Origin of the sequence: Streptococcus infantis (assembly GCF_047464415.1) — a bacterium.
In the GTDB taxonomy this organism is placed as follows: Bacteria; Bacillota; Bacilli; order Lactobacillales; family Streptococcaceae; genus Streptococcus; species Streptococcus infantis_AE.
Window position 1 is genome coordinate 1 of record NZ_JASHBX010000003.1, and the last position, 13,785, is coordinate 13,785.

Below are 13,785 nucleotides of genomic sequence, written 5' to 3' on the forward strand. Positions count from 1 at the left end.
GGTCTGTATCTACAACTGGTGTGCTTGGTTTAGCTGGTGTTGCTGCTGTAGCTTCTTTTGGTGCGCTTGCATCTGATGTTTGACCATCTTTTGTAGCTTTAGCTGTCACATTACCTTCTGGAATATCTACAGTTGGTGTGATTTTAGCTTTACCATTTTCATCAGCTACGCCTTCACCAATCTTGTTACCATCTTTGTCGAACAATTCTACCTTAGTGCCTGGTTCTGCTGTCACTTCAACTGGTGTCTTAGTGCCGGCTTTACCTGTAAGGTCTGTATCTACAACTGGTGTGCTTGGTTTAGCTGGTGTTGCTGCTGTAGCTTCTTTTGGTGCGCTTGCATCTGATGTTTGACCATCTTTTGTAGCTTTAGCTGTCACATTACCTTCTGGAATATCTACTGTTGGTGTGATGGTTGCTTTACCATCTGTTCCTGCTGTAGCTTCACCAATCTTGTTGCCGTCTTTATCGAACAACTCAACTGTTGAGCCTGGTTCTGCTGTCACTTCAACTGGGGTCTTAGTGCCGGCTTTACCTGTGAGATCTGTAGATACAACTGGTTTGCTTGGTTTCGCTGGAGTTGTTGTATCTCTTTCAACATTGATTTCCTTCCAACCAACTGGACTTGAGTATTTACCTTCAACAATGTTCGCGATAGCTTTGGCTTTACCTTCTTTGACCGGTTCTTTCATTTCAAGAACGATAGTATCTGTGAATCCGTCTGTTGCGTATGATTTCACAACAGCTTTTGATTCATCTTTCGCATACCATGGTCCATCGATTGAATCACGTTTAAGAGCAACTTCGCCAGCTTTATTGGTATCTTTGTTCGTATAACCTAGATAAGCCATGCCTGCATCGTGTGGTACTTTAACAGTGATCGTCTTAGTACCTTCGATCAAGCTTTGTTTGTCAGATGATTTTTCATCTGGTTGGATAGTTGTTTCACCTAGACCGACCGGTACTTCTGTTTCAGCACTTGGAACACCATTAAGCGTTTGAGTAACGGTAACTTTTTCTTTTGAAGTCAACTGTGGTTGAGTAGTAATGTTACTGTTCAATCCTTTTGGAAGAGTAGCTGTCCAAGTTCCGTCTGCACCAACAGGTACATTTTCAACAAGTGTGTTATCACCTGACTTGATTGTAACAGTTGCACCTGGTGTTCCTGTACCTGAAATGGTCTTATCAGTTGAACTTACTCCTGCTCCAGGCATATTATTTGCAGTTGCTGGAATAGTTGGAGTAACTACTGGGGCCACTGGACGAACTTTGAAGACTGAGTCTTTTGGAAGTTCATCTGTACTTCCATCGTTATAAGTGACAATAACTTTATCACCATTCACAGCGACTGTCTTAATCTTATCGCTAAATGTAGGGTTAGCACTTTTAACTGCTTGTTCTAGTTCAGCAGCTGTTGGCGCATTATCTCCTACAAGTGGAGTTGTTGGAGCTGTTGCGGTGTATTTGAATGTTTGAGGTTTCCACATGAAGCGGATACGTCCAAGTGCACCTTTGTCCATTGGTGCTCCGACATGTTCATAGGCTGTGTTACCAGCTGCATCTTCTGCAAATAGGTAACGAGTAAACTGACCATTTTGTTCAGTGTACGTATTTGCTGGAACTTCACCTGTTACATGGATAACTGCTGGGGTAGTTTCAGTTGCCTCTGTTTCAGTCTTGATGCGATCAGCTTTCAAATATAAGCCCGCTCTTGAACCACCACCAAGATAGGAAGTATCTTCAGTTCCTAGGCCTTGACGGTTATCAGCTGGCATAGCCAAGTAAGCTTTGACAATCTTACCTGAGTTATCAGTCACCTTAAGCTCAATGTTGTTTGTTTCACCTGAATAAACGTATATTGCTTGGTTTGCAACATCATCATAAGGAATGTTCAATACTGGACGAACTGTTTCTTTTGTTGTCGCTACTTTTGGATCGCTTGCTAATGATGTATTTCCTGATTTATCAGTTGCTTTAGCTGTCACATTACCTTCTGGGATAGGCTTAGTTGGGGTGATTTCAACGACGCCTTGTTCGTTAGCATCCCCTTCACCAATCACATTGTTAGCTTGGTCATACAAGACAACATGTGATCCTTTTTCTGCGTTCACAGTTACTGGAGTTTGAGTTCCTGCTTTATCTTTAAGATCTGTTGTGATTTCAGGTTTCTCTGGAGCTGTTGTATCTCTTTCAACATTGATTTCCTTCCAACCAACTGGACTTGAGTATTTACCTTCAACAATGTTCGCGATAGCTTTGGCTTTACCTTCTTTGACCGGTTCTTTCATCTCAAGAACGATAGTATCTGTGAATCCGTCTGTTGCGTATGATTTCACAACAGCTTTTGATTCATCTTTCGCATACCATGGTCCATCGATTGAATCACGTTTAAGAGCAACTTCGCCAGCTTTATTGGTATCTTTGTTCGTATAACCTAGATAAGCCATGCCTGCATCGTGTGGCACTTTAACAGTAATTGTTTCAGCACCTTCGACAATACTTTGTTTATCAGATGATTTTTCATCTGGCTGGATAGTTGTTTCACCTAGACCAACTGGCACTTCTGTTTCAGCACTTGGAACACCATTAAGCGTTTGAGTAACGGTAACTTTTTCTTTTGAAGTCAACTGTGGTTGAGTAGTAATGTTACTATTCAATCCTTTTGGAAGAGTAGCTGTCCAAGTTCCGTCTGCTCCAACAGGTACATTTTCAACAAGTGTGTTATCACCTGACTTGATTGTAACAGTTGCACCTGGTGTTCCTGTACCTGAAATGGTCTTATCAGTTGAACTTACTCCTGCTCCAGGCATATTATTTGCAGTTGCTGGAATAGTTGGAGTAACTACTGGGGCTGCTGGACGAACTTTGAAGACTGAGTCTTTTGGAAGTTCATCTGTACTTCCATCGTTATAAGTGACAATAACTTTATCACCATTCACAGCGACTGTCTTAATCTTATCGCTAAATGTAGGGTTAGCACTTTTAACTGCTTGTTCTAGTTCAGCAGCTGTTGGCGCATTATCTCCTACAAGTGGAGTTGTTGGCGCTGTTGCAGTGTATTTGAATGTTTGAGGTTTCCACATGAAGCGGATACGTCCAAGCGCACCTTTGTCCATTGGTGCTCCAACATGTTCATAAGCTGTGTTACCAGCTGCATCTTCTGCAAATAGGTAACGAGTAAACTGACCATTTTGTTCAGTGTACGTATTTGCTGGAACTTCACCTGTTACATGGATAACTGCTGGGGTAGTTTCAGTTGCCTCTGTTTCAGTCTTGATGCGATCAGCTTTCAAATATAAGCCCGCTCTTGAACCACCACCAAGATAGGAAGTATCTTCAGTTCCTAGGCCTTGACGGTTATCAGCTGGCATAGCCAAGTAAGCTTTGACAATCTTACCTGAATTATCAGTCACCTTAAGTTCAATATTGTTTGTTTCACCTGAATAAACGTAGATTGCTTGATTATCAGCATCATCATAAGGAATGTTCAATACTGGACGAACTGTTTCTTTTGGTGCTGGTTGTTCAACAACTACAGTAACTTCAATCTCACCTGACTCTTTACCTTGGCTATCAACAGCTTTATACTTAACTGTGTAAGTGCCTTGGGTATTTGTATCAACTGTCTTGGTTGCTGCGTTGCCATTTACTGAAACAACTTCAGCATGTACCTTATCACCTAGAGTTGCTTGGGCATCATCTTCTTTATCTGCTACGGTCACAAGAGATGCAAGGTCAAGTTGAGCACCTTGAGTAACAGTTTTTCTGTTTCCTTCAACAGCTGATGCGATAGTTGGTGCTTGGTTTTCTACTCCACGAGGTTGCCAACCAGCCACACTTGAGAATCCACCATCGGTTACGTTTGAAATAGCTGATACTTCTGTACCTGCAATCTTGTCAGCCATTGTAAGCACAATCGTATCTTCAAACTTTCCGTGTTCGTAAGATTTGACAGTTGCCTTATCTGACTTTTGTGATACCCATGCAGATGAGGCATTGTCACGTTTGACTGGAATCTCAACTGCTTGACCCGCAGTATTTGTATAGCGCATGTAGGCAATTCCTGCATCATGAGGAACCTTAAGAGTAACTTCTTTTTGCCCTGCTACAACTGCATCTTGATTAGTAGTCAAGCTTGAAGGATCAACGGTGGTTACACCGACAGATACTGGTACTGTACGACGGCTACTTTCAGTTCCGTTGACAGTTTGACTCACCTGTACCGTTTGACGTGGTTTAATGGTTGTACCATCACCTTGGTTGTTGTTCAAGGCTGTCGGAAGCTCACCTGTAGTCCAGTTTCCGCTACCATCCACAGTGACATTGCCGATATTTTGTTCACGACCATCAATATAAAGTTTGATAGTTGCCCCTGGAGTTCCTGTACCTGAAAGAGTGCTTGAAGTCGAAGCTACTGTCTGAACAGGAACGTTGACAGAAGTATTGGTCAAGTTTGGAGTTACGCTTGGTGTTGCAACCTGACTAACCAAGTGCTTGTCGTACTTACCTGAGATCACATTCCAGTTAAATCTTGGTAGGTTCCCTGATGATTCGACACCTGCAAGATAAGAAATTGTTTGTGATGGGTCTTCAACCACTGTACGGTAGCGAACAGTAAACTTGCGAACACCTGAGTAAATACTTGTTTGAAGGACGTAGACCTTCTTGGAATCGCCCATAACACCACTCAAACCATCGACCTTATTATAGTCTCTAGATCCGGTAGAATTTTTCACACGCATCTCAAGTTTATTGCCAGCGTCAATATACTGAACCCCTTCTCGGCCTGCTGCCCCAGCACCAGACTCCTTATTTGCATCCTTCCAACCATATCGATTTATGTAGACACCGTCATAATCTGTCACAACATTATAAGGATCCGATACGTTTTTAGGGATTGTGAAATACCAGTAGCCTCCTGGTTTATCATACTGGGCCTCATTAAAGGTTACAGTCCACTCCAATACCGGACGTCCTTGACCAGATGGGTCAGTAGCCACTGTTTTCCCATTGACAACCTCATAGTCATCTAGCTGTCTGTACTCAATCTTAGCACGCTGAGTTGGTTCTCCACCATTTAACGTAGCTTGTCTATTTTGCCAGACATATTTGATATCTCTTCCTTCCATCGAACGTTCTTGTCCTGCAGCTCGACGGCTTCTTGACTTAGGTTGAGTGGCTGAAACTTCTGTTGTTTCGTCTGTTGGTACAGCTTTATCTTCTGTAGCCTCAGTCTTTTCCTCTGCTGCTACAGTTTTTTCTTCTGTTGCTACAGTTTTTTCTTCTGTTGCTACAGTTTTTTCTTCTGTTGCAACTGTTGCTGCTTTTTCTTCTTTGGCAGCAAGTTGAGCTACTGCCTCTTTGAGACTAGCAACCGCTGCATCTACTTGGTCTTGGCTAGCTTCTGCATTTTCCAAAACATTTTGAGCCTGTTCAAGCGCTGTGTTTAAACGAGAAAGAGAATCCTCTGTTTTTCCTGCCTTGTCCAAACCTTTCACTTCTGTCACCAACTGAGTCAAGGCTTCCTTGTTAACCACTTTGACTGTTGGTTTCTCTGCTACAACTGCCTCTTCAACTGCTGCTGGTTGAGCTGCTACAGTAGCGGGCGCTTTATAAGTCCCCACCTCTTCATCAGGGCTGGCCTTGCTATCCGAGTTGGTAGTGGTAGTTTCTACCTCCCCCTTACCAGCAACTGTATCTGCCTTAACTGTCGGAGTCACCAAAGTTGCTCCAACTGCAAAAACAAGCGAACAACCAAAAAGGAAGTGTTTTCCTTTTTTAATCATACGCCAGTTCTTTTGTGCTGCATTTTTACGATTAAAATACATGACATTGTCTCCTTTTATAAAATAAAAGCATGTTTTCTACATACACTATCATTATACAACACCCCCGATGTATAGTCAATGAAAGGGTATTTATTTTTTTTTTTTGATTTTACTATCTTTTTATACTAAAATTTTCTAAAGAAAATAATTCCGAGCATAATCTTTATTCTTTTTATAAATCCTGTGATATAATAGAGGGTGATTGAAATTTATCCCGAATATTCATAAACAGTATAGTATAGGAGAAACTCAATGAGAACATTATTAACTCAAAAAGAACAACGGCAATTAAGGATTTTAGAATATTTATTTGAAAATCCAAGTTGGATTCATTTGGACCCTTTAGCAGAAGCTCTCGATATCAACACTCGTATCATTAAAAGCGATATCAAGGAAATGCGCGAGGTCCTCTCTTGCTTCGAAATTCAATCTTCAACCGCTGGTATCAGACTAGCTAATAATGGTAATCTAGGTATTGAACGAATTTACCGCCACGCTTTACAAAATTCTTCTAATTTTCAAGTATTAAAGGCATTCTTTTTATTAGAAGCACCGTTTACCTACGAACATCTAGCTCAAACCCTCGATGTTTCATTACCTGCACTTCGCAAGAAAGTTGCTGAAATTAACAGTGTCTTGCAAAACAATTACCGATTCAAACTCAAGGTCACTCCAATCTCTATCATTGGGGATGAAAGAGACATCCGCTTCTTTTTTGCCCAGTACTTCCATGAAGCCTATGGTTACTTCAAATGGCCGTTTATTGATTCTAAGGAAGATATCGAAGGATTTGTTCGTTTCTTCCTAGATATAACAGGCTTCACTGCCAACTATGCAAACCTATTTCAGATAGAAACACTAGTCGCTGTTAATTTGCACCGTTTTAGAATTGGTGCTACTATTCAAACAACAGGTGATTCTTCAAGTGTTCTCCCTTTATATGACCAACTCTCTGAATTTAAGAACCAGCTTGAACCTCTGGCTAAGGAGCTGAACATTGAAATTAACCGTGACACTTTAGATCAACTGTTTTACTCTTATACCCAAGAAGGAATCTTCTTTACAGTTGAGGAATTCCTAGATGCACGATCAGTTGATAAACAAGTCAACCGTTCTTACCACGCTGCCCGAGATGTCCTTGATAACTTAACACGTGAGTTTGGCGTTCAATTTTCAAATACAGATGAACTAGTCTGGCACTTGCACAACACCGCCCTTCTTGAACGTCAAGAAATCAACTCCGAATCCATCATTTCACACAACAAATCCTATGCTCTCAACAAAATTAAGAAATTTTTCCCTGAATTTTATGAAGCATCTGTTTTCGAAATGATGCGCTACAAGTCTAGCCTGGGACAAAAAGAACATGCCTATGCAGTTGTTCATCTTGTCTATACCCTTTTTACTCACGCTTCAGATTTGATGGAACAACTGTTAGAAGCTCATAGTAACATTCGTGTCCTTGTTTTGAGTGAGTTTGACTTTGCCCACCCTCATGCTTTAATCTCTCTTTATACATTCTACACCTCTAAAAATATCCAATTTGAAACTTGGGATAAGGAGACACTAGATGTTGATGAGATTATGAATGCTGGATATGATGCCATTTTAACAAACTTCGATATAGATGGACTAAAACATCCAAATCTAATCAATATCGGTCGCATGTCCAATCTTCAGGTTATTAACCAACTGAACACTATCTCAATTGGTAAACTTTAAGGAAGTCTATTGAAGAATAGATTTGCTCAGACATTAGAATCTTAGAGAACAATTCCCATAACCTATAAAAGCGAAGATACCAGAACTCTAACTATCGAAATTCTGGTATCTTCGCTTTTTACTATTTTGATTTTTAAAAAAGGAAATTTAGTGCTTTAAACCGAAAAGACTCTTTCTGCTACTTGTATAGTTTCTATTTCTCTATCCTTGCTTCGGCATCTGCCACTACTTGGGCAAGGCTGGTTTGGCTCAGCTCCTGCTCCATGGCGAGCTGAATCTTTTGTAATTTCTCATCTAAAACTCCATGGATATTTGCGCCAACTGGGCAGGCTGGATTGGGATTGTCATGAAAGCTAAAGAGTTGACCTGTCTTTCCTAGACATTCAACTGCCTGGTAAACATCTAAAAGACTGACATCCTCTAGGTCTTTGATGATCTCTGCTCCACCAGTTCCACGCGCAACTGAGATCAACTCCGCCTTTTTCAGTTGAGATAAGGTCTTACGGATAATGACAGGATTGACTCCAACGCTACTAGCAAGAAAATCACTAGTCACCTTACTTTCTTTCCCTTTCAAAGCTATGATAATCAACATATGGGTCGCGATGGTAAATCGACTTGAAATTTGCATAAGGTTCTCCTTTTTCTATTAGACTAGTTCGTTTTTTACTTATATTTATTATATCTCTTGCAGTTGTAATGTCAAGAGTTACCACTCAACCAATCGTCTAGTTCTGCATCATGCCCTTGACTTTGGGCAATTTCATGAAGTAGTTCCTGATTATGGGTATGGTGAATCCCATTAACCAAGCTTTCATAATAAACTTGGTAGTAGGGTAATTGTAACTCTTTGGCTAGTTGTAATTCTGCATCAATATCATAATCAACCCGACGAAAATCGATATCTTTCAATCCTTTTTCATCAAATTCTAATATCATGTACTGGGCCCGCAAGTCCTTGCGTAAATGTTCAGATAAAAAGAAGGGTTGACCAATGGAACCTGGATTCAGGATAAGTTGGCCACCACTACCATAACGAAGAAACTGTTGATGGATATGCCCGTAAATGGCAATATCACAATCTGGATTGGTGACAAGGCGGTCAAAGTCCTCTTGCTTTCCAAGATGAATCAGTTCTCGTCCCCAATTTTTATCAGGCAAGTGATGGCTAATCCCTAGCTTCAAATCTCCAAACTGACGATGCACTTGCAAGGGATAGTCCTGCAGTTCCTCAATCTCCTCAACACTGAGTTCTTCCATAATATACTGACACTGGCGCAGGAGATAACGATGACTGGGTCTACTTTCATCCAACTGACGATGGCAAGCGCGCCATAAGCTCTCCTCCCAATTCCCTAAAACTCTAAGGGTGATGGGTAAAGTGTCCAAGATCTGGAGAATATTTTTTCGTCCTGTTCCAGGCATGAGGATATCTCCCAAGAGCCAATACTCATCAACCTCCGCCTTCTGCGCATTTGTCAGAACAGCCTCCAAAGCTGTCGTATTGCCATGTATATCCGATAATACTGCGATTTTTGTCATATCTCTTCCTCTTAGCTTTTCTAGTTTTATTATAACAAACTCCAAGTCAAAGTCAAAAAGCATCTATATTCCTATCGTTTTTTACTTTACTTTTTTAGTGAAAAGGAATACAATGAAGGTAATAAGAACGAGGAGGTTTTTGCTATGGCACAACGTTATGAAAACATCATGGTAGCGGTTGACGGTTCTAAGGAAGCTGACTTGGCTTTCATCAAAGGGGTTCATTCAGCACTACGTAACCAGGCAAAACTAACGATTGCCCATGTCATTGACACACGTGCTCTTCAAAGCATCTCAACATTTGATGCCGAAGTTTACGAAGAATTGCAAGTCGAGGCCAACGATTTGATGGCTGAATATGAAAAGCGTGCAAAAGATGCTGGGCTCACAGACATTAAAGTTGTTATTGAGATGGGAAATCCTAAAACTCTCTTAGCTAAAACAATTCCAGATAAAGAAAAGGTTGATTTGATTTTAGTTGGAGCAACAGGACTCAATGCCTTTGAGCGTCTGCTAGTTGGTTCTTCATCAGAATATATCCTACGCCATACCAGCGTTGACCTTCTCGTCGTTAGAGATAAGGATAAAACTTTGTAATAAAAACAGAAATGAGGTTGGGATTTTTCTCCTAACCTCATTTTTTTATAAATTGTTGATGTCGTAGTTAGAGCTAGGAACTCAAAATATCATTCCAGGCTTCCTCTGCGATCGTCTATTTTTTATCTTCTCTTTCCTTGTGGCGTTCATAGGCCTTTATCTGACGCTCAATCTCCTTTTTAATGGCTGGTTCTGGAGCATATCTCTCCTCCCAGTCATCTGGTTTTAGGATTTTGTGAGTAACTGGGTCAAAATGAGCTTTTCCATCGGGAAACATTTTACCCATATTGGCTTGATGGACAATATCAAAAATCCGTTCTGGATCCACTCCCATCAAAACAAAGCTACCATAGGTAAAATACAAGGTATCAATTAAGGCATCTACTTGCCCTACCAAATCTTGCTTAGCAGGTGTTTTCTTAGCAACTTTCTCTGCTGCTTGATCCAATGCTTGGTGTAACTGTCCAACTGCCCGTTCGAAATCTTCTTCAGAAGAGCTAGCAGCTCGAACAAATTCGACCAGTTCTTCTATCTTAAATCCCGCTCTATGGGTGGCACCTTCTAAATCCCAAGCTTGTGGCTCTTCTTGAGTTCGTTCATCCATCATGTGGTGGAAGGTTTTGACCTTATTGAAATGATAGTCACGGCTGACAAAGACTTTCTCTGAAGCCAAAACACCAAAGTGTTCCAAGGCCTTGTGAATCCCATCTTGCTGGTTGCTGGTTGTGATATGCTTCGCCACTTCCTTGACACTGCTACTACCATTGCCCATAGCGACTGACATCCCAACACCCGCCAGCATCTCTAAGTCATTGTCCGAGTCACCAAAGGCCATGACTTGATTGAGATCAAAACCATACTCTTTTCCGACTCGGCGAATGCCTTCTAACTTGGAATTTCCTTGGTTAATGACATCGGCTGCAAAAGGATTACTACGAGTTAATTTCAAGTCTTTAAAATCAGCTGCTGCTTTCTCAGATTCTTCTGGCGTCATTAGCATCAAAACTTGATAAATGGGCTGATTCATCAATTGAAGCAAGTCTTCTTCCTTCTGAGGAACAATCTTACTCACCATTCGATTAAAGGAATGACTAACTGTACGAGTCAACATAGAGGGGACAAAACGACTCACCCTTTGAGAAAAAGAACCTAGGCCAAAAGACATGATTTTCGAACCCAGCATGGCATCCTTGGTCCCTAGAGCAATCTCCTTGCCCTCTTTTTTGGCATAGGTGATCAACTGCCGTAAATGAGACTTGGAAAGAGGACTTGTAAACAAGACTCTGTTTTTATTAAAGATATATTGGCCGTTATAGGTTACGGCAAAATCCAGATCTAAATCTTCCATTAAATCCTTAACAAAAAAAGGGCCTCGCCCTGTCGCTACTCCAACAAGCACTCCCTGTTCCTTCACAATCTTAATCGCGTCCTTAGTGGATTTCAAAACACTCTTGCGATCGTTGACTAGTGTTCCATCGATATCAAAAAAAACAGCTTTGACTTCCATCCTACCTCATTCTCCCCTTTTGTGATACAATGATTATACCACATTTCAGAAAGAGTGAGTAAATCATGCCTAAGAAAATCCTTGTTTTACATACGGGTGGTACTATTTCCATGCAAGCCGATGACTCTGGCGCTGTTGTAACTAGCCAAGAAAACCCTATGAATCATGTATCCAATCCACTTGGAGGAGTTGAAGTCCACGCGCTCGACTTTTTTAATCTGCCAAGTCCCCATATTAAACCCAAGCATATGCTGGCCCTCTATCAAAAAATCAAAGAGGAGGCTAATCATTATGACGGTTTCGTGATTACACATGGGACAGATACCTTGGAGGAAACTGCCTATTTCCTCGATACCATGGAGGTTCCTCACAAACCGATCGTACTAACAGGGGCCATGCGTAGTTCCAACGAACTCGGAAGCGATGGTGTCTACAATTATCTCAGTGCCCTACGCGTAGTGAGTGACGATAAGGCTGCTGATAAGGGGGTCTTGGTCGTAATGAATGATGAAATCCACGCTGCTAAGTATGTGACCAAGACGCACACGACAAACGTTAGTACCTTTCAAACGCCGACCCACGGCCCTCTTGGGCTCATCATGAAACACGAGATTCTCTACTTCAAAACAGCTGAACCCCGTGTTCGTTTTGACCTTGATAGGATCCAGGGCTTGGTCCCTATTATCCCTGTCTATGCTGGTATGACAGAAGAACTCCTTGATTTGCTTCCTGTTGACCAGCTAGATGGTCTTATTATCCAGGCCTTTGGTGCTGGAAATGTTCCCAAGGAAACATCACAAAAATTGAACGCCCTTATCCAAGAAGGACTCCCAATCGCCTTGGTTTCTCGTTGTTTTAACGGGATTGCTGAACCTGTTTATGCCTATGAAGGCGGTGGCGTTTGTCTACAAAAGGCTGGTGTCTTCTTTGTCAAAGAGCTCAATGCTCAAAAGGCTCGTCTCAAACTCCTCATTGCTATTAATGCTGGCCTTACAGGGGATGAATTACGAGCCTATATGGAAGGATAATACTCTTCGAAAATCAAATTCAAACCTCGTCAACGTCGCCTTGCCGTACTCAAGTACAGCCTGCGGCTAGTTTCCTAGTTTGCTCTTTGATTTTCATTGAGTATAAAAAAGTCGGTGAGATAGAAATTACTAGATCAAGTCTTGTTTTCTAGTCACCCCCGCAAGCCTTCTACCATCAACTTGATGCTTGAACCATTGACCAAAAAGTTTTTACTACTAAAAAGCGAGAGTGGGACAGAAATCGGTAATTCGTTAGAATTCGATTTCGTCGTCCCACCTCCGCACAGTTGAGTAGGACTGTAAAAGCTGATGAAATCAGCGTAGTAGAGCCCACTCAACCACTGCGTCTTGCTCGACAATCCAAATACAATTGAGAGGCTAGGACTTTTGTCCCAGCCTCTTCTTGTTAATCTTTACGAGTTGAATGACGTTCTACCAAACCATGTGGCAAAAGAACTTCACGCTCTTCTAACTCTTCCTTATGCATAATCTTCGTCAACATACGCATACTAATAGCACCAAGGTCATACAAAGGTTGCGCAATGGTGGTTAGGTTTGGACGAGTATAGCGCGCGATTTGTGAATCATCACTGGTGATAATTTCAAAGTCTTCCGGTACAGAAACTCCCTTGTCAGCAAGTCCGTTCAAAACACCTGCCGCTAATTCATCACCTGTTACAATCGCTGCTGTTGCTTTAGAAGAAATCAAGCGTTCTGCCAAGGCATAACCATCATCATAACGGTATTTTGATTCAAAAACAAGACCTTCACTGTAGTTAATTCCCGCTTCTTTCAAAGCATCTTTGTAACCAGCCAAGCGAATCTTGCCATTAATATCATCCACTAATGGTCCACTAACGAAGGCAATTTTTTTATTTCGTTTCAAGAGATGGCGGACTGCATCAACAGTAGCATGTTTATAGTCAATATTGACACTTGGAAGTTGGTGTTCTATGTCCACTGTTCCTGCAAGAACCACAGGTGTGCGTGAGCGTGAAAACTCTGAGCGAATCTTCTCAGTTAAATGATAACCCATGAAGATAACGCCATCCACCTGTTTAGAAAAGAGAGTATTGACCACAGATACTTCCTTTTCATCATCCTCATCACTGTTAGCAAGGACGATGTTGTATTTGTACATTTCCGCGATATCGTCAATCCCTTTAGCAAGGGTAGAGAAATAAGTGTTTGTGATATCTGGAATAACAACTCCAACTGTTGTTGTTTTCTTGCTTGCTAGACCACGAGCTACTGCATTAGGGCGGTAGTCAAGACGATCAATGACCTCTAGGACTTTTTTACGGGTGTTTTCTTTGACGTTCTTATTGCCATTGACAACACGGCTGACAGTCGCCATTGACACTCCCGCTTCTCGGGCAACGTCATAAATTGTTACTGTATCATCTGTGTTCATTCCGTTTCCTTTCTACTTTGAAAATTTTGTTTTCATGATTCCACTGTTTTCATTTTACCACTAATTGTAAGCATTTTCAAGCATTTGATGAAGATTCGTTGAAAAAATTTCAAAATCATTCTCATCTTTTTAAAGGTAGTTGACTTTT

The 13,785-nt window shown here is 41.3% G+C and carries 8 protein-coding genes; 3 read left to right on the forward strand and 5 right to left on the reverse strand.

All coding sequences use genetic code 11. The features are described 5' to 3' along the window. Positions 1-5,827, reverse strand: a 5,827-nt coding sequence (locus QM460_RS02325; protein WP_414289131.1) for an Ig-like domain-containing protein, incomplete at its 3' end; no start/stop codon positions are given. Positions 5,828-6,079: 252 nt separating this feature from the next. On the opposite strand from QM460_RS02325, the gene QM460_RS02330 reads away from it, so the two are divergent. Further along, the gene (locus tag QM460_RS02330; RefSeq protein WP_414289132.1) at positions 6,080-7,549 is read left to right on the forward strand and encodes a M protein trans-acting positive regulator PRD domain-containing protein; all 1,470 of its coding nucleotides are present in this window, start codon (positions 6,080-6,082) and stop codon (positions 7,547-7,549) included. Positions 7,550-7,742: 193 nt separating this feature from the next. On the opposite strand, the gene QM460_RS02335 is transcribed toward QM460_RS02330, so the two are convergent. Then, positions 7,743-8,180, reverse strand: a complete 438-nt coding sequence (locus QM460_RS02335; RefSeq protein WP_414289133.1) for an Rrf2 family transcriptional regulator — start codon at positions 8,178-8,180, stop codon at positions 7,743-7,745. Between the two features lie 71 nt (positions 8,181-8,251). Continuing rightward, positions 8,252-9,091 (reverse strand): metallophosphoesterase family protein, encoded by an 840-nt coding sequence (locus tag QM460_RS02340; protein WP_414289134.1) that lies wholly within the window; start codon positions 9,089-9,091, stop codon positions 8,252-8,254. Between the two features lie 144 nt (positions 9,092-9,235). Here QM460_RS02340 and QM460_RS02345 point away from each other — a divergent pair, with 144 nt between their 5' ends. Further along, a complete protein-coding gene (locus QM460_RS02345; protein ID WP_045762643.1) occupies positions 9,236-9,688 on the forward strand; it encodes a universal stress protein in 453 nt (150 codons plus the stop codon). Between the two features lie 115 nt (positions 9,689-9,803). On the opposite strand, the gene QM460_RS02350 is transcribed toward QM460_RS02345, so the two are convergent. Next, entirely contained in the window at positions 9,804-11,195 is a 1,392-nt protein-coding gene (locus QM460_RS02350; RefSeq protein WP_414289135.1) for a Cof-type HAD-IIB family hydrolase, read from the reverse strand. Positions 11,196-11,260: 65 nt separating this feature from the next. On the opposite strand from QM460_RS02350, the gene QM460_RS02355 reads away from it, so the two are divergent. Next, positions 11,261-12,223 (forward strand): asparaginase, encoded by a 963-nt coding sequence (locus QM460_RS02355; protein ID WP_373094898.1) that lies wholly within the window; start codon positions 11,261-11,263, stop codon positions 12,221-12,223. Between the two features lie 406 nt (positions 12,224-12,629). Here QM460_RS02355 and ccpA read toward each other — a convergent pair whose 3' ends face one another. Continuing rightward, positions 12,630-13,637 carry a catabolite control protein A gene (ccpA, locus tag QM460_RS02360; protein WP_049503580.1) on the reverse strand — a complete coding sequence of 336 codons (1,008 nt, stop codon included), beginning with the start codon at positions 13,635-13,637 and terminating at the stop codon, positions 12,630-12,632. Positions 13,638-13,785: the final 148 nt, after the last annotated feature.

Excerpts from the sequence above, each read along its gene's own strand:
- QM460_RS02345 (WP_045762643.1), top strand. The coding sequence starts at position 9,236 with ATGGCACAACGTTATGAAAACATCATGGTAGCGGTTGACGGTTCTAAG.
- QM460_RS02340 (WP_414289134.1), bottom strand. The coding sequence starts at position 9,091 with ATGACAAAAATCGCAGTATTATCGGATATACATGGCAATACGACAGCT.
- QM460_RS02350 (WP_414289135.1), bottom strand. The coding sequence starts at position 11,195 with ATGGAAGTCAAAGCTGTTTTTTTTGATATCGATGGAACACTAGTCAAC.
- QM460_RS02330 (WP_414289132.1), top strand. The coding sequence starts at position 6,080 with ATGAGAACATTATTAACTCAAAAAGAACAACGGCAATTAAGGATTTTA.
- ccpA (WP_049503580.1), bottom strand. The coding sequence starts at position 13,637 with ATGAACACAGATGATACAGTAACAATTTATGACGTTGCCCGAGAAGCG.
- QM460_RS02355 (WP_373094898.1), top strand. The coding sequence starts at position 11,261 with ATGCCTAAGAAAATCCTTGTTTTACATACGGGTGGTACTATTTCCATG.
- QM460_RS02335 (WP_414289133.1), bottom strand. The coding sequence starts at position 8,180 with ATGCAAATTTCAAGTCGATTTACCATCGCGACCCATATGTTGATTATC.